Raw genomic sequence first — 17,938 nt, 5'->3', positions numbered from 1 at the left:
CTTGGTTTATGAAGCCATTATTTATGAAAAAAAACAGCAATCTTCCTGGATTTATTTAAATCGTCCGGAAGAGATGAACTCTTTGTCAAAAAAAATGACCATGGAGATCCTTCAAGCACTTGAGGAGATTGAGCAGGATGATGATATTCGGGTTGTTATTTTATCCGGTAAAGGTAAAGCATTCTGTGCCGGTGCTGATTTAAAAGAACTTTTAAGGGATTTAAATAAAGACCCGGATGGTGAGAAGGGTATTCTTGATTATGCCGAAGAACTGTTCCGTAAACTGAATTATTTATCGAAACCACTAATCGTGGCATTAAATGGGGTTACACTTGCCGGTGGACTAGAACTTGCCATGACAGCCGATATTGTTGTTGCTTCAGAAAAAACCAAAATAGGCGACGGCCACGCCAATTTTGGTGTCCTTCCTGGCGGTGGAGGTGCAGTCAGGCTGCATAAAGAAATTGGCATAAATCGAGCAAAATATCTGCTGTTTACAGGGGACATGTTTCCAGCTAAAGAATGGAAGGACTACGGATTTGTCCATGAGGTCGTTCCTGCCGAAGAACTCAATGAGACTGCACAAAAAATAGCAGATAAAGTAGCAGCAAAAAGCCCCCTTGTCCTGCGAGAAATGAAACGTTTAGTGAGAGACAGCGCTGATCAGAAACTGGACACCTCATTAAGACAAGAACTGCTTTCCCTAAAAAATCATACGCATTCATATGATTTCAGTGAAGGATTAAGCGCCTTTTCAGAAAAAAGAACACCTGAATTTAAAGGGTATTAATATCTTGTAAGATTGCGGAAGCTGAGTCAAGTGTACCGTCCGCCTTTGTCACATTGGATTTATTTTTTGTTGTCGATTCATTAATGATACTGACGTCGTATTTCAGTGACTTGTGGAGCGAATCCATGCCTCTGTCGTGCGTCTTTGAATGCTGAGAGTGGTATGTTATGTGTAGCGCTTACGTTGTAGCCTTCAGATAGGAAAGTTTTATACTTTCCTATCTACTAAAAACACAAAAACCCGAATTTTATCCAAATTGATAAAATTCGGGTTTTATATTGTTTTACTGCGTAATAATAATTTATTCAATAGTTCGTTATGTCACTCCTATAAAGGGTTTCGTATCTCTTCTTTTTGCTGAATGGACCTATCCTAGTTTTGGGGAATTTTTATACATTAATTCAGGAAGTGAACCCTAATGACGTGAATGTCCATTATGCCTTCCAAATCTTCAATATTTTTTGATAAAATAAGTTCAAGAGGGTCTTTCTTGCCGTTTTTCTTCTCTTCATTCCCCCTTATTTGCCTATCTTTTTACCTTGGCGACATCCGAATACCACCATCCAGTCGAATGACCTCACCGTTTAAATATTCGTTTTCCATAAGGAAAGTTGCTAGTTCAGCAAATTCGCTTGGTTGTCCCAAACGCTTTGGAAACTCAACACTTTCTGATAATTTTTGTATCACCTTTTCGGATAGGGTATTTGCCATTGGTGTCATGAACAAACCTGGTGCAATGGTGTTAACACGTATTCCATACTGGGATAAATCCCGTGATACCGGTAATGTCATCCCGACTACACCTGCTTTGCTTGCACCGTAAGCGGCTTGGCCCATTTGACCATCAAATGCTGCGACCGAGGCTGTATTAATAATGACACCTCTTTCGCCGGAATCGGTGATTGGTTCATTATCCTTCATCCTGTTTGCAGATAATCGTAAAACATTAAATGTTCCAATCAGATTAATATCGATAACCTGCTTATATTTTTCCAATGGCAGTACACCTTTTTTGCCAATTGTTTTCCCCGGTGTCCCCACGCCGGCGCAATTAACACAAATATGAATCGCCCCAAAGGTTTTAATTGCAACGTCAATCCCGTTTTGTACAGAATCCTCATCTGTAACATTTACAACAGCATAAGTGACATTGTTGCCTAATCGTTCGGCAGCTTCTTTCGCATTCTCTTCATTCAGGTCAAAAATAACAACCTTAGCACCTTTTTCCGCAAGCCTTTCAACAGTTGCCAAACCTAATCCAGACGCTCCACCTGTAACCACGGCAACTTTCCCTTTCAAGTCCATCATTCCATCTCCTTATTTATTCATTAATTGTCCAACTTTACAAAGCAACTATTTATCTAAAATATCTTTGCTGATGATTTCCTTCATAATTTCTGATGTACCACCATAAATTCGTTGAACTCTCGCATCTGTAAAAGCTCTGGATATTGGATATTCCTGCATATAGCCATATCCACCAAATAGTTGTAAACAGCCGTCTGCAATTCGTCCTTGAGCTTCCGTACTTGATAGCTTTGCCACACTGGCATCCGCAGTGGAAAGCTGGTTATTCTCCAGTTGTCTCAAACACTGGTTTACATAGGCACGGTTAACCTTTGCCTCTGTTGTCATTTCAGCAATTTTATGCCGGATTACCTGAAGTTGACTGAGATGTTTTCCGAAAGCATCCCGGTCATGAAGATATTTGACGGTTATATCAAGCATACCTTCCATTGCCCCACATGCTCCAATGGCTAAAGTCAGCCTTTCCCGTGGTAATTCAGTCATCAGCACGGCAAAACCATAATCCACTTCACCGAGTATCTGGCTGGATGGAACAGATACATTTTCTAGGATTAATTCGGATGTATCTGCAGAGTGAAGGCCAATCTTTTTTAATTTTTTACCTTTAGTGAGTCCAAAAGTGTCAGCGTCAACTATAAACAAGGAAGTTCCCTTTGATGCCTTTACTTTCCGGTTTGTTCGTGCAACAACAATGACAAAACCAAAATTCTGACCATTTGAAATAAACGTTTTTGTGCCATTTATGAAATATTCATTCGTGCTTTCGTTCTTAATTGCAGTTGTGCTGATTCCTTGTAGATCACTTCCGGCACCAGGCTCAGTCATCGCTATCGCACCTATTGATTCCCCAGTAGCCATTTTCGGCAGGTAGTGATTCTTTTGTTCTTCTGTACCTGAACTCAGAATATAATGAGCTACTATATTGGAATGGACAGATAAATTGACAGCTAATGAACTGTATCCAAGCCTGCTAAATTCTTCGATAATGGTTGTTGCATAACGCAAAGGAGTTCCCAATCCGCCATAATGCTCTGGGATATCCACACAGAGAAAGCCAGCATCACCAAGTTTCTTCCATAACCCTACAGGAATATTCCCCTCCTGTTCCCATTTACCATAGAAGGGCTCCATCTCTTTTTTTGCAAAAGACTCAATTGATTTTTTCAATAATGAAATTTCCTCTTCTTTTTCTTTTAATGGTATCATTCTCTTCCCTCCATTTCATTTTTATATAATGCAAAATTCATGCCAACAGCATAGTAGCACCACATAAAGTTTGACAGCGATAGTATTGTAAATGGTTGTTAACAATATTTTGTAAATTGTTATTAATCGTTTACATAATGCCAGCTGGAAAAAATAGGAGTGAGAAAATTACTACCATGATAAGAGAAATTGAAGTTTTTAATGATTAATGATAAGAAATAATTATGAATTGACTTAATTAAAAGAGCACAGGAATTCCTTTGCCCTCTTTAAGTGTGGGTATCTCGGCTGAAGATACCCTTTTGTGCTCGTTTCTCACTTATAAGGGTATCTTTTGGTCTGTCTGCTTGACACTTTCGCTTTAACCATCGATATTCTTCCCCGTAAATAGCCCCTTCAATAACAGCTTTCTCATTCTTTGTAGTTCCTCGAAGTCTCTTTGCAAGACATTTATCATACTAAAGGGCGAGGCCCTAAACCGTAAGACTGAAGCAATAAAAAAAGAAGCACAGAATTTAGCCATGCTTCGTCTCTTCATTCGGTTTAATCAGTTTGTACGTTATTAATGTGGTCAGCAAAAGCCCAAATCCCAGCATGACTCCCCCAGCAACTAAAAAGGTATTAATATAACTTGTGATCACAATTTGATAATGACCTGAGTCCGCCCCACCCTGACTAACGAGCCAGGATTCAGCCATCGATGTACCAAATGACACACTTTTAAAGGTCAAAATTCCTCCGGCAAAAATGAATAAAGCACCAATGATCGCAAAACCATGTAACCTTTCTTTCATCCCCTCACTCCCTACTAAAAATTCACTTGATGATTCCATTACTGATTATGTCTTCAACCTCTTTCTCAACCTGTTTAAGTAAAATGCCCTCTTGCTTCATGCCCAACTTTTGCATCACTTTCCCGGATGCCGGGTTCGACTGAAAATAACGAGCATACACTTTGTGGTAGCCCTTTACTGAAGCACAAAATCTATCATGCCTCCGTCGGATATCCTTTTCCCCAGTATTCTTCTCCAATCCAATAAGCGATCTCCCCATTGCTTATTAATTGCATCGAAAACCATGGGAACTCCTCCATTCATGTAAAAAAGAACCTTCTTCCCCCCCTAATTAGGATAGAATTCAACAAAAAACATTATATTCCTTTTAAATTTGGATGATTTTTCAAGGTATTCCGCGAGTTTAGTTACTAATTCCGCGAAATCGGCTGGTTATTCCGCGAAAATCCAGGTTGATTCCGCGAATTCGCCTCGGAATTCCGCGAACTGGAAATCGCTGGGCTCTAATTGTTATTTTATGTTAAAAGGTATATAAAGTTTGTACTTATTATGCAAAGTTTTCGCATAAATCATAGGACAACAGCGACATCTTTTTAGGACACCCATTATCGGTGACCTCTTTTTCCGGTTTCTCGTGTTTTAGCAAACCAATCGTATATTCCTATCCACACAAAAAAACCAGACCCCGCTTAAACACGATGGGTCTGGTACGAAACAGACTATTCCAAGCCTTGTATCTTCAGTTCCTTCACTGGCAGGAAGGTTTCACCGGTGTCCATGTATCTGAGGTCCACCTGGTCGCCTTCTTTTACATAAATTGCTAGTGGATTGGTTTCGGATGAGATGATGTAGTTCTTTTTGTTGTCGAGCAGGATGGAGACGATGGTGTAATCGCCGGTTTTTTCTTTATAGACGCGGAGCACGGTTCCACTTCCCTGCTTTTCTTCGGATTTTGAACTACCATCTACTGTTCCGCCGCCATGCTGCAGGGCCGTTTTGTATTTTCGCAGTGCTTCATTCGGACTGGCTCCAAATGCTGAAATCTCCGGGTTGGCTGCTGACACGATGAAGTAGTTTTGCAGGAAACCATTCGAATCAAGTACACCTGACAACCAGCTTGCTTCTCCATAAAAGTTGTAGATGATCGGCATCTCCCCGTACCATTTTTTCTCGATGAACTTCTTTTCAATGATCTGCAGCGCGCCCTCGGAATCCATATAGGACTCTTCAAGGTCTCCGGTGTAGAAAGTCGCTTCCCCCGTCCTCGAATTCGTCAGAGCGTAGCCAAGCATGGAGTCGACTCCTTCTTTCGGGCTGGTAAAATCGGTAAAATAATACATATCGCCATTTGCATCGAAAATTGGGCTGACCTGGGCTTCGGTTCCTTCATCGGAAGGCAGCTTCACATCCGTCTTGCTGAATACGCTGTTCCAAAAGCCATGAATATAATTCCCATAATAGCTATTTTGCAGGCTGACGGCTTCCGGTGAAACAGCACCATCGATGAATTCAGGTACATCTACCAAAGCATATGCCTTCGTCTTGCCTGATTCCGGATCAACGACGACAACCCCTGTGCCCTCAAAACCATTTCGGGCTGAGACGAACTCTCCGAATGTCCTGATATAATAAGGTTTTCCTTCATCATCAATCTCAAGCTGGGTATCTCCGTAAAAAATTGCCTCCGGATACTGCATGCGGATATGGCGTTCGAGATTTTTATTGAAGTATGAAGATGGGGTGTAAACCATCTCAGACTTCTTGAATTTCGGGTTTGCTGTTGAGTCAGTGGCGCTGACGGTAAAATAACCCGGTGTGGAACCGCCACTCCACCATTTGAAAAAGCCTGAAAATTCAACAGGCGCGATATAGACATACTCCCCGTTAACCTTCTGGATTTGCAGGTTGCCAAGCTCATAATAACTTGTTTTCGGAACCTGGCCGAATGCCTTTTTCATCTTATTGCGTGCGAACTGTGGCGGGACACTCGCCGGAGTTTCTTTTTCATCGAAGGTCGAAATCTCCGTCTTTTCCGTCATTTTCGCAGATTGATATTTTTCCTCGGCGTTAAAAAGAAAGGCAATCATAAAATACACGCTGACAACCAAGGCCAGCAAAAACAAGCTTCCCTTGACGATTCTTTCCTTCCCAACTGCAAAGGCCGTTCCGCCAAGCGTGACCAGAATCGCGAACGGCCATAGCGACGACAGGTTCCGGTCCAGATTAAATAGATAATAGCATGCAAAAGTCCCAATTGTAATCAGAACAACCGCTGTGATCAACAACATCAAGGATTTCCGTTTTTTAGAAAAAGGTACAAGAATCAAAGCGGAAACCAATCCAACTAAGAGTGCAAATAGAAGTATATTTCCCAATATTCAGATCCCCTTTTAATTTGTCCTTTACATATACGATTCAAACGGGGGAAAGTTTCATCACAGAAAGAGACAAGGGGACGTTTGTACTCGTGTCTTATTCGGGAAACGAAACATTTAAGTATAGCCCTAATAGACCCTATGGTTTACAATTTTTTTAAATTGGGGACAAGTTCATTTTTTCGAGTATGATTACACAGTTAACATGTCCTTATGCTTTCGTTATCCTATACTCATATAAACCCGTTCCGGCCGCCCAACACTACCGTATGTCAAATCCGCTTCTATCTTTTCGATGGATACGAGATGCTCGAGGTAACGTCTCGCCGTTGTCCGGCTCACACCAATTTCTTTTGCGACACTTTCCGCCGTTAGTCCCGCTCCACCTTTTCCAATGACCTCCATCACTTTTTCAAGTGTCAGCGGGTCGATCCCTTTCGGAAGGTATGATTTATCACTATTCAATTCAGTCGTTTCTTTCCGAAGCAGTTTATCAACCTGCTGCTGTGTGATAACATGATTCCCTTTACCTAATTGCGATAATTTTTCATGATAATCCTGATATCTCAGCAAGGATTGCTTAAATCGTTCAAACACTAAAGGCTTGATAATATAATCGAAAACTCCAATACTGATCGCTTCTTGAACTTTTTCAATTTCCCTCGTTGCCGTGATCATAATGACATCGGTTTGCTTGGACTGCAGCTTCAGTTCCCTCAACAATTCGAGGCCGTTCATATCCGGAAAATAAACATCGAGCAAAAGCAAATCTGGTTTTAAAATCTCGATTAAGGTTATAGCGTCTACATAACCGGCTGCAATCCCGACAGCCTGAAATCCTTCGATTTGTTCAATAAACCGTTTTTGGATTTCGGCTATCCTTAAATCATCCTCGACAATCAGTACTTCAATGTCTCTTTTCTCCATTGTTCACTTCCCCCTGCTTTTTGGTATCGCTACAGTGAAAATTGTGCCTTCCCCCGGATTAGATGAAAAGGTGATGGAACCACCTAGTTGATTAATCGCATTTTGCACAAGGCTTAAACCAATACCTGAATTGCTATTCCTTTTCTTCGTTGTAAAACCTTCTTGAAAAATGTGTTCGTTGTCTTCGCTTTCTATCCCCCGCCCGTTATCTTCTACTTCAATAATCAATTCTTTGCCAAGGTCAGTCAGGAACAGCATGACTCTTTTTTCAGCTTTCCCGTTTTCTCTAACAGCTTCGAAAGCATTATTGATCAGGTTCCCAATAATGGTCACCAAATGATCTCTGTCAATTTCATTTGGCACATCTTTAAAGCTGCTCTCCCTGTCAATTGTAAAATCAACCTTCAACTCACTTGCCAGGCTGAATTTTCCAAGGACGAAGGCAGCAATGATTGGGTCAGGTACTTCCTTCATTAAAAATTGAATGAATCCCTGCGCTACATCAACTTCCTTAGAAATGAAGTCGATGGCTTCCTTGTAAGACCCTAGCTGGATCAGGCCGAGAAGCGTATAAAGCCGATTGGAATATTCATGGGTTTGGGCACGCAACCCTTCTGCATAGGCTTTTACATGGGATAATTCCTGCATCAGCTTGGCCAGCTCTGACTTGCTTCGTAAGCTTGCGACTGCCCCGATCACATCGCTTTTCTTATTAAAAATGGGAATTCTATTCGCTAAATAGACTTCTCCAAATATCATAATCTCCTTATCGTATTCTGCTTGTCCTGTAGCAACGACTGCAAGAAGATGCGTATTTTCCAATACTTCATCGATTCTTTTTCCACGAAGAAGAACCTCATTCGGCACCCTCAAAATCTTGTGAGCGTTTTCATTCACAACAGTGATACGTCCATCAGTATCAATGGCAATGATGCCTTCATGAATGGATTCCAATATGGCATGTTTCTCCTGATACATCCAAGCAATTTCTTTTGGTTCAAGACCGAACAAAGCCTTTTTTATATTCAACGTGATCAGAAATGCCACCATCAAGCCTCCTATTAAAATAAGAAACGTATCAGTGAAAATTTTTTTCTGTATAGTCGAGATTTCCTTTTCAATATCGGTCTGAAGGTATCCTACAGACACCACACCTACCACTTCTCCCTTGCTGAAAATGGGGGCTTTGCCCCTTAGAGAAGGGCCTAATGTCCCAACAGACTCCGAAATAACTGATTCTCCTTTAAAAACATGGCCATTATCCCCTCCAACCATTTTTTGTCCCAGCCGCACAGGATTTGGGTGGGAATATCGCACCTCATCTCTGTTGCCAATCACAATAAATTCTGCTCCTACTTGTTTCCGAATCCTTTCGGCGATCGGCTGTATAATAGAAGCTGGATCATCCTCGTAAAAAGCTTCTTCAATTTGTGGCATATTGGCAACGGATTCAGCCACTGCCAGCGCTTTCGAGCCAATTTCCTTCTTCATATTCATTTCGAGAATATTTTTAAAGGTGATTTCAAAAATACCGCCAATCAAGAGAATAAGAATCACTATTAAGAGCATTAATTTGGAATGTAGCCTCACATCAACACCTCTATCCTCATTATAGTAAAAAAACTCCTTATGGAAAGGAGTTTTTTTACTATTTTAACTATTCAACCTTCTGCATTGATAATAACTTCTTTGCCCCGCCTTTTCATCAATAGCGGAATCACAAGCCATAACAGGGTAATTAGGAGAAACGCGAGAGAAATAGGGCGTGATACAAATATACTAAAATCCCCATTTGAAATCGTTAAGGCCCGTCGCAGGTTATTCTCAACCATTGGCCCAAGCACTAGCCCGAGTACAAGCGGAGCAATGGGATAATCATTTTTGCTGAGGAAATATCCTAATATCCCGCAGCCCAATAAAAGCAAAAGATCATTTGTTGATACCTGGACAGCATAGACACCAAAAATCGAGATGGCAATAATCATTGGAATCAGAAATTGTTTAGGTGTTTGAATAATTTTTGCAAACACTTTTACCAGTGGAAGATTCAAGATCAATAACATAACATTGCCGATAAACATACTGGCGATCAGTCCCCATGCTACCTGCGGGTGGTCTTCAAATAATAATGGACCTGGCTGGACGTTATACATCATCAAGGCTCCCATTAAAATAGCCGTTGTCCCTGAACCAGGAATCCCTAATGTTAATAGTGGAATCAGTGCACCGCCTGACGCAGCATTATTGGCTGATTCCGGTGCTGCAACCCCTGCAATGGTTCCCGTCCCGAATTTCGAAGGATTTTTTGAGATCTTTTTTTCTAAAATGTAAGAAAAGAAGGATGCAAGAGTTGCCCCTGCGCCTGGCAAGATCCCAACAAAGAAGCCTAATATGGAACCACGTGCAATCGGTGCAGCTGATTCTTTCAGCTCAGCCTTGGAAGGAAGCAAGTTATTAATCCTTGCGATTTCTCCCTCTTCTTCATCCTTTTCCAATATCGTCTTAAAAACCTCACCAAGCGCGAACAATCCAACCGCAATCGTCAGGAACTCAATTCCCTGATAAAGCCACGGAACATTAAAAGTGAATCTGGCAATACCTGAAACATTATCAATTCCGATCGTTCCCAACAATAATCCAGCAACAGTCATGATTAATGCCTTTGTCACAGATGTTCCGGCCAGGCCGCTGACAGCCCCAAGTCCTAAAAGCATCAATGAAAAGTATTCTGCAGGACCAAATTTCAGCGCAACCGATGATAGAGGCTTGGCTAAAGCTATAAGGGCCACAAGCGTAACGATCCCGGCGACAAATGAACCAATTGCCGCAATCGATAAGGCACTGCCTGCTCTCCCTTTCTTGGCCATCTGGTAACCGTCCAACGTTGTGACCACCGAGGATGATTCCCCAGGTGTATTCAATAGAATGGAGGTGGTGGAACCTCCGTACATGGCTCCATAATAGACTCCCGCAAGTAAAATGATCGCACTTGTTGCAGCGGATTCCGGCGGCAGCCAGCCAGTAGCTGATGCAGTAACAGGAATAAGCAGCGCTACTCCGCTCATTGGCCCAATCCCCGGGAGCACGCCTACGGCGGTCCCAATCAATACTCCAACGAAGGCAAAAATGAGGTTATACCAAATGAGGGCTGTTTCAAAGCCTTGAAATAAATAATCGAGTGTACCCATTTTCTACAACCACCTTTCAAAAAAGCAACACCATAAATTATGAAAGCCAAATTGGCCATCCTGGCAGCGTCCCTTTTAATACTTCAACATACATAAAATAAACGAATCCGGAAAAAAAAGCAGATATGATAAGGGAAGTAATCACCTTAGAGCGTTCCATCGTTTGAAAACTTACAAATAAAAATAAAAACGTTGTGATGACGTACCCAATTGTTTCCAATGTCAAAATATAAACCAATGTAGCGGAAAAGATGATCAAAAAAGGTTTATACAGTAATTTTTTTTTCGAACTATGCTGTGTTTTGGCAACCATTGTTTCATAAAACAAACGAATGCTTAACAAAACAAGAATGATACCAAGTAATAAAGGAAAGATATCAGGACCAACGGAGCTGCCATATGAAGAACTCCCAAGCTGTCTGCTCCCAACAATAAATAGAACACCTGTAGCCAAGAATAGGATCGAGGCAATCCGATCGAATTGAATACTCATTGCTTACTCCTTTCAAGAATGGGGGAAGGGAGGAAAACCCTCCTCCAGCATTGGTTACTTCTGCATACCCAGGGCTTCTAATAATTGCTGAACCTGGCCATCTTGCTCTTCTAGGAACTTTTTGAAATCTTCGCCATTCTTATAATCAAGATCCCACCCCTGTTTCTCTACTTCCTTCTTCCATTCTGGGGAGTTCGCGAGCTTTTCAAGTGATTTTTCCCAATAAGCTTTTGCTTCTTCTGACATTTTTTCAGGACCAAACACACCGCGCCAAATCGTAAATTCAGCATCCACTCCCTGTTCTTTTGCTGTTGGAATGTCTTTGAAATCACCTGATAGACGCTCAGCAGAAGTTACCGCCAGCACTCTTACCTTACCAGCCTTCAAGAACTCTTTTACACTGGATGCGTCCGTACCAATGACATCAGCGTTCCCGCCAAGCAGTGCCGTAATGGCTTCTCCACCGCCATCATAAGAAACATATTTCACTTTCGTTGGATCAACGCCATATTCATAAGCTGGAAGGACCGAAATCAGATGGTCCATGGAGCCAGGCGCGGATCCTCCGGCGAATGTGAGTTTACTAGGATCTTTCTTTACCTCTTTCAGAACAGATTCCAGGTCTTTGAATTTAGAGTCCTCTTTTACAACAATGGCACCATAATCCTTTGTTAACTGGGCCAGTGGCGTCGTATTTTTCACTCCATATGGGCTGTTCCCTTCTTTTTTCAGATTGTTGATAACAATCGGAGGTGAATTGACAAAAAGCATTTCATTATTTTCTGCCTGCGCCGTAGCATATTCGGCCATAAACACGGCACCTCCGCCGCCCGGCTTGTTCTCAACTGTCAAAGGCTGCTCCACAATCTTTGTCTCACTCAAAACCTTAGTCAATGAACGTGCAGTTAAATCCCAGCCACCGCCTGCTCCTGATGGTGCCACCACCGTAATAGTTTTGTCAGGATAACCTGAACCTTCTTTTTTAGCCGAGGATGCAGGAGCATCATTGCTGCAAGCACCAAGGCTTATTGCCAGTGCCCCCGCACATAAAACCACAGAAATCTTATTTTTCAAAAACATTTGCAACTCCCCCTTGTAAGCGTTTTCTTAATTTTACAACGGTTTTGAAAATAGAATTGATTATTCATTTAAACAGCATTAAAAACTTAGTAAACATTTTGTTCATTTTGTTCACGGGTGGGTTTTTGACAGAGTGACTGTTCTGTTGGACTTAAAATATCACAAACGCTATAACCATAACTTTGTCACATTCACCATTACCAAGCGTTTAACTAAAGATAGCAGGTGGGTGAATGAAAGTGCCGCTATCTTAAATTCCGATGACAAATTCATCATTACTATTACAATATCAACTTCAGAAGATCATTGAGTGTACCACTACCTTGCATTCCGAATGGCACAGGACCCCATCTCTAAGAAAAACCGGGCAAACTGCGCCCGGTCCTTTTTTGGTTTGGCGGATAATCGATTTCTACTCCAGACACTCGCTTTCCGCGGAGCAACTGGCGAGCCTCCTCCTCGCTTCGCTCTAACCTATTCCGATCGCAACCGAGCCTATCACCATCCAAATAAATAATTTCACCCCAAACCCTCACAGGATCGGTTTTTTTGATAAGAACATAGAACCTGTCAAAATAACGATGGTTTCGTGACAATTTTTCGCTCTACACACTCAAACCTGTCAAAATAACGGGGCTTTCTTGACAACTTTTCGCTCTACCACCCCAAACCTGTCAAAATAACGGGGCTTTCTTGACAACTTTTCGCTCTACACCCTCAAACCTGTCAAAATAACGGAGCTTTCTTGACAACTTTTCGCTCGCTACCCCCAAACCTGTCAAAATAAATTTGTCCAGCATTAGTACATAGCCCAACGCTTAGGCAAGCCGTTTGCCGCTAACTCCTCGAGACGTTTTTCGCCTTCGTGTCTATCAACAAAAAAGATCCATTTAAGAATATTTGGCTCCATGCCTCGATTTTCCCGCAATTGCAAAAAAACGGTCAACATATAAATTCTGATACTATTAAAAAAGAGAAGTGCCGATAACACTTCTCCCTTGAACCACTCCCTTCAGGTAATGGTTTCAAAATTATTAATCTTTGTCTAGAAAACCACTCTTATATTTCCTATGGCCAGGTTTTCTATTGTTTAAATGACGATATGAAAAATGTTGTTAGACCTACAACACCTTTCGCTATTTGGAATGATTCCTCCATGATCATCACTGACCTTCCTACCAAAGGAAAGATGAAAGACAACCAACCACCCTCCCATCGCGACTAAAACTCAATTCTATCAATTCATTCCTATTACTACTTTTTTCTCTTAAAGTACTATCACTTTGTTTCGTTATTTATCTTTAGCTATCACCTCAGTAATATAAGCAGCAACATTATTGATTTGATCCTCAGTCAAAATTTTTTCAAATGCTGGCATGGTGGTTCCGCCCTTTTTCACTCGTTCAATGACTTTTTGTTCATCACTTGTTATATTACTTAATTTAAGGTTAGGACCATTATGCCCGTCTTCCCCACCTTTACCATGACAGGCTAAACAATTTCCTTCATATATTTTTAGACCTTCGTCTACATTAGCAACCAATTCTTGGCCGCTTACTTCATCGGAATTCGTATCGTCCCCAGCTGCGACTTCCCCTGAAGCAATATCACCATCAAGAGCAAATGTCCATAAGGAGTCGCCATGTTCAGAACCTGCTAATGAGTTACCTGCAACAAGTACGGATATATATTGTACACCGTTCACTTCATAGGTGACAGGAGGTGCATTAACTCCTGCATCTGTTTGGAATTCCCAAACTTGATTACCTGTTTTAGCATCAAAAGCGATGAGTCTTCCATCATTATGTCCAACAAAAACTAATCCACCTTTAGTGGTTAAGACTCCACTGTAAGCCATAGAATCCCATACCTGCTGCCAAACGATTTTATTCGTTTTGACATCTAGTGCGGTGATCGTCCCTCTAACGGGTGCTTCATTTACAGGGGCAATAATACTCCCAATGTACATTTCACCTTCCTCATATTCCTCTTCACTCTTAGTGAAATTCATATACATATCAGTTCCCAGTACATAAAACAATTCCGTTTCCGGGTTATAGGCAGATGGTGGCCAATTAGCCCCTCCAAATGCAGATGGTTTTAATAGTAGAGCTTCATCCCAAAATGGGTCAAATATCTTTCCATATGTTCCTCCATACTTAGGTAGATCTTTTTCCACATCCTCTTTGGTTACAATTTGAGGAACAAAGGAATCTCCGACAGGAATCGGCTGAGTAGGGGAGGTCGCTTGTCTTTCATCTTGTGGTACAGGAGTTTCATTAATACCGATTAACGGCTCCCCGTTTGTGCGGTCTAAGAAGTAGACCCAACCGGTTTTACCTGCTTGACCAAGAGCCTTTCTTTCCTTTCCATCAATCGTTACATCAAAAAGAACGACCGGATTTGGTGCGTCTAAATCCCAAATATCATGGTGTACCTCTTGGAAATGCCATTTATAAGCGCCTGTTTCTGCATCAATCGCAACTATGGAGGCAGCGAATAAATTATCTCCATTTCTTATACTTCCATCTAAATCAGGTGCTGCGTTTCCTGTTGAGAAATAAAGGATTCCCAATTCAGGATCGACCGCTGGAGTTTGCCAGACTGGCGCCCCACCCCGTTTCCAAGAATCATTATCACTTGGCCATGAATCATGGCCAATTTCACCAGGTCCTGGAATCGTATAAAACCTCCAAAGCTCTTTTCCAGTTTTAGCATCAAAGGCAGTAAGTCTTCCACGAATACCATATTCACCGCCTGCTAAACCAGTATAGACTTTGCCATTATAATAAAGTGGGGCACTTGTGATGGTGTAACCTTTTTTCCAATCTTCAACCCTTGTCTCCCAAACAATCTCGCCCGTTTTTTGATCGAGTGCTACTAATCTTGCATCTAATAATCCTACATATACAAGCCCATCTCCAATCCCAACACCTCGACTCGTCCATCCACAACACACCGTTTCTAATGGTGGAAGGTCTGGCTTGTAAGTCCAAAGAACGTCTCCTGTTTTTACATCTAGTGCAGAAACTTCATGGGCACCTGTATTGACATACATGACACCATTATAGACAATCGGACTGGACTCACCAGAGTATTTAAATTCTAGACCAGAACCAAGATGAGTTACCCATTTTCCTTTTAAGTTTGCCACGTTAGATGTATTGATTTCATTTAGCGTAGAGTAACGTTGATTATATACACTCCCGCCATTTGCAAACCAATTTTCATTTGGCAGCGCTTTCAAATCAACTCCAGTAAAGGCTGGTGCAATTGGATCTACAACTTCAGGTTTGAAATCGATTTCATCTGAAGCCGTTTCAGGATTAGGCGCATCTCCTGATACATCAACTGTTTTATTTTCGATTCGAATGGTCAGCAACACCATAAATACTAAGGTAATGATTAGAAATGCACCTACAATAAATGGCTTATTCTTCCCCATCCTTTTCATCCTCTCTTTCGGAAAATTTTTATATTTCGAACCTCTAAAGACTATCCTAATTATATAATATTATTAAATAATTTGAATATTCTTATTTTTATGTAACTTTTCCCTCAAAAGGAGTTGATAAAATGGTCCCAACCTGTACCTTTTTGGGCCAGCTGATTAAATTAGAGGATCATGAGTGGTGATTATCCAAAATTAGACAAACTTATCCTTTGAATAACAAACATTTGCTGGTCTACAGTAAATTGATCGATTCGTTTGATCTTAAAATAGGCTCGATCTTCCACCATGATAAATCGAGAATCTACTAACTGCTCGCCAATCGGCCCATCATGTAAAAGTCCGGTCGTTTCAACAACTTGAAGTGGCATTTCAGTTAGTGGGGAATAGCTGAGCTGACATGCAGTTTGATTCCCGCACGTTTTCCATGATAAAGGGCCCAAGCTAGGCGCGACTTTCCCACTGTTATCGTGGTGGAGTCCACTAAAAGAAGATCTTTTTGGAATCTTTAATACTCGGCGTGTCATACGGTTGCATTTATAAACAACCAAATGGAATAATTTCTTCATGATGTTATAGTCCATATGACCAGCCTTTTTAGAAAGAGTGGAATGATTTACCTTTGGAAGTCCATATTGGTCGCCTACATCCGCACAGTCTCGGTAACTTTTAAGTTCATTCATTGAAGCGGAAAGCAAATAATTAATGAGTGTTAACACATCCAGTTTACGTGCCGTATCCTTGTAACCGATAACATCTCGAATGACAGCTATTTCGTCTTCTGAAACAATCTTTTGAAACAAGTTATGGAATGTGGTATTCTTTTTCATGAGGGCACCTCTTCTGTAGTTTGTTTGTTGGCAAACTACATTCTACAAGAAGGGTGTCCTTTTTGGTATTATTTTGTTGGATTTTATTGGTTAATCAACACCCATGTTATTTTATATCTAAAATTCTCAACTTTTATATCTTTTTATTTCTAAATTAGTTCTTAAAAGAAATAAAACATTGTTATAAAAGTACCCATTTCGGCTTCTTGTTGGAGCCTTTATTAATAATCATTTGGTCTTTCTTATGCATTTCGTACAAGAGGTTTGTTACTTTTTTCTTTTTTTGATTTGCATCTAATGCATCAGATAGCTTATCCAATAACAAGTTATCTATATCTTGTCTACTTGCGGACCCATATTGGTTAATAAAGGAAATAATAAGTTTTTTATAATGTTCATTATCAAATGCTCTATTCTTAATATAGGTTGATTTATCTCCTGTTATAGCAGCAATTTTGGCTGCCACATAAAGATTTGGATACCGTCCTTCAACTAACTTCCACCTTCGATTTCAGCTTCCGGACGAGCTGCTTGAAGGATTCCAGCGACACGGACCTTTCTCATCCGCCAGAATTCCTCGATGGATTTTACGGCTGGGTAAAAGTATTTTACAAGATTGACGAAATCGCTCGGAATCCGATCACTGACAAAAAGATGATTCTCTGGTGCTTGTTCAGCAACGGGTTTTACCTCAGTGATTTTGGAAGATTGTTCTTCAGCAGCCTTTTCTTCACGTTTATTATTCTTTTTAATTACTAACAAAAAAGTTTAAAAAACTATCCTGCTTCTTAGCACTTGAAAATATTGCGATGATTACTGAATAAAGTTCTCTTTCGAAGAATAACTCTTCACCCTATAAAGTGCTTCGAAATATTCGACATATAAAAGGAAAAACCTTCCATTTGACGAATAATGTAAAAAAAGAGGGAGGTGAATTGAATTGACAGAAGAGCAGAGGAAAAAAATCATTGAATTATAGGAATCAATTAATAGCAAATTGGAAGAGGTACAATACCTCATGGATTCAAGTCCACACTAGTAGTATAGATTCCAATACCAGCAATTAATTTTCTTTGAAATAAGACAGTGGGGAACTTTCGCACCGCTAAGATGATCAACTATGTTATCCCCCATCCTTCTAAATTGAGAATGACCCCTATGCCATCCGTTAGGGGAGTGTCAAAAGTTCAATGAAAAATCAATTCTAGGTGAAGGATTTCACAGGGAACTTGTAAAAACGTTAGTCAATCTCTCTTGACAATGGTTAGGATGTTCGCCCTTCAATCCAATTTTGGGATAAACCAATCAGTATGGCCCATCTGGCAGGCATGTTCGGCAGTTGAAGCACCTCAGTTGAAGGACTGGTACTTTCCCTTCCAACGATGAGTGTGGCCGTAAGAAAGTGAACTACTCCCACCACTTACCACCCTTACAGGTCGCTTGAAGTGGGGGCTTCTCGACTTATCGTTGCTTTTCCTAGCCAACGAAAACTGACC

Annotated in this window: 16 protein-coding genes; 1 reads left to right on the top strand and 15 read right to left on the bottom strand. The window is 41.0% G+C overall.

The genetic code is table 11. The features are described 5' to 3' along the window. The first annotated feature begins 1 nt into the window (after position 1). On the top strand, positions 2-790 hold the full coding sequence (locus tag J2S25_RS17740) for an enoyl-CoA hydratase/isomerase family protein (protein ID WP_044395476.1): 789 nt from the start codon (positions 2-4) through the stop codon (positions 788-790). Positions 791-1,324: 534 nt separating this feature from the next. On the opposite strand, the gene J2S25_RS17735 is transcribed toward J2S25_RS17740, so the two are convergent. The 15 genes from J2S25_RS17735 to J2S25_RS17670 all read right to left on the bottom strand — a co-directional run bounded on the left by J2S25_RS17735 (position 1,325) and on the right by J2S25_RS17670 (position 17,204). After that, complete coding sequence (locus J2S25_RS17735; RefSeq protein ID WP_044395474.1) at positions 1,325-2,095, bottom strand: 3-hydroxyacyl-CoA dehydrogenase; 771 nt, start codon at positions 2,093-2,095, stop codon at positions 1,325-1,327. Between the two features lie 48 nt (positions 2,096-2,143). Further along, positions 2,144-3,304: an acyl-CoA dehydrogenase family protein gene (locus tag J2S25_RS17730; protein ID WP_307192520.1), complete on the bottom strand. Its 1,161-nt coding sequence runs from the start codon at positions 3,302-3,304 to the stop codon at positions 2,144-2,146. A gap of 515 nt (positions 3,305-3,819) precedes the next feature. After that, positions 3,820-4,098, bottom strand: a complete 279-nt coding sequence (locus J2S25_RS17725; protein ID WP_044395470.1) for a hypothetical protein — start codon at positions 4,096-4,098, stop codon at positions 3,820-3,822. A gap of 22 nt (positions 4,099-4,120) precedes the next feature. Next, positions 4,121-4,336: a GNAT family N-acetyltransferase gene (locus tag J2S25_RS17720; RefSeq protein ID WP_431305979.1), complete on the bottom strand. Its 216-nt coding sequence runs from the start codon at positions 4,334-4,336 to the stop codon at positions 4,121-4,123. Then, positions 4,293-4,397 (bottom strand): GNAT family N-acetyltransferase, encoded by a 105-nt coding sequence (locus tag J2S25_RS20130; RefSeq protein ID WP_431305978.1) that lies wholly within the window; start codon positions 4,395-4,397, stop codon positions 4,293-4,295. The genes J2S25_RS17720 and J2S25_RS20130 overlap by 44 nt, the downstream gene beginning before the upstream one ends. A gap of 420 nt (positions 4,398-4,817) precedes the next feature. Next, positions 4,818-6,473: an RNA-binding protein gene (locus tag J2S25_RS17715; RefSeq protein WP_307192519.1), complete on the bottom strand. Its 1,656-nt coding sequence runs from the start codon at positions 6,471-6,473 to the stop codon at positions 4,818-4,820. Between the two features lie 222 nt (positions 6,474-6,695). Continuing rightward, on the bottom strand, positions 6,696-7,400 hold the full coding sequence (locus J2S25_RS17710) for a response regulator (protein WP_307192518.1): 705 nt from the start codon (positions 7,398-7,400) through the stop codon (positions 6,696-6,698). A gap of 3 nt (positions 7,401-7,403) precedes the next feature. After that, positions 7,404-8,990, bottom strand: coding sequence for an ATP-binding protein (locus tag J2S25_RS17705; protein ID WP_307192517.1), 1,587 nt, complete (start codon positions 8,988-8,990; stop codon positions 7,404-7,406). 71 nt (positions 8,991-9,061) lie between these two features. Further along, positions 9,062-10,588, bottom strand: a complete 1,527-nt coding sequence (locus J2S25_RS17700) for a tripartite tricarboxylate transporter permease (RefSeq protein ID WP_044395463.1) — start codon at positions 10,586-10,588, stop codon at positions 9,062-9,064. A gap of 37 nt (positions 10,589-10,625) precedes the next feature. After that, entirely contained in the window at positions 10,626-11,081 is a 456-nt protein-coding gene (locus J2S25_RS17695) for a tripartite tricarboxylate transporter TctB family protein (protein ID WP_044395461.1), read from the bottom strand. Positions 11,082-11,135: 54 nt separating this feature from the next. Next, positions 11,136-12,161: a Bug family tripartite tricarboxylate transporter substrate binding protein gene (locus tag J2S25_RS17690; RefSeq protein WP_307192516.1), complete on the bottom strand. Its 1,026-nt coding sequence runs from the start codon at positions 12,159-12,161 to the stop codon at positions 11,136-11,138. A 1,291-nt stretch (positions 12,162-13,452) separates the two neighbouring features. Continuing rightward, positions 13,453-15,606 carry a PQQ-dependent dehydrogenase, methanol/ethanol family gene (locus J2S25_RS17685; protein ID WP_241768533.1) on the bottom strand — a complete coding sequence of 718 codons (2,154 nt, stop codon included), beginning with the start codon at positions 15,604-15,606 and terminating at the stop codon, positions 13,453-13,455. Between the two features lie 191 nt (positions 15,607-15,797). Next, a complete protein-coding gene (locus J2S25_RS17680) occupies positions 15,798-16,442 on the bottom strand; it encodes a hypothetical protein (RefSeq protein ID WP_052807083.1) in 645 nt (214 codons plus the stop codon). Positions 16,443-16,623: 181 nt separating this feature from the next. Then, the gene (locus J2S25_RS17675; protein ID WP_052807082.1) at positions 16,624-16,908 is read right to left on the bottom strand and encodes a hypothetical protein; all 285 of its coding nucleotides are present in this window, start codon (positions 16,906-16,908) and stop codon (positions 16,624-16,626) included. Positions 16,909-16,934: 26 nt separating this feature from the next. Then, positions 16,935-17,204 (bottom strand): hypothetical protein, encoded by a 270-nt coding sequence (locus J2S25_RS17670; protein ID WP_044395739.1) that lies wholly within the window; start codon positions 17,202-17,204, stop codon positions 16,935-16,937. Positions 17,205-17,938: the final 734 nt, after the last annotated feature.

This window comes from Mesobacillus stamsii, assembly GCF_030814065.1.
GTDB classification, from domain to species: Bacteria; Bacillota; Bacilli; order Bacillales; family Cytobacillaceae; genus Mesobacillus; species Mesobacillus stamsii.
This window is presented reverse-complemented; position numbering and strand designations above follow the sequence as displayed.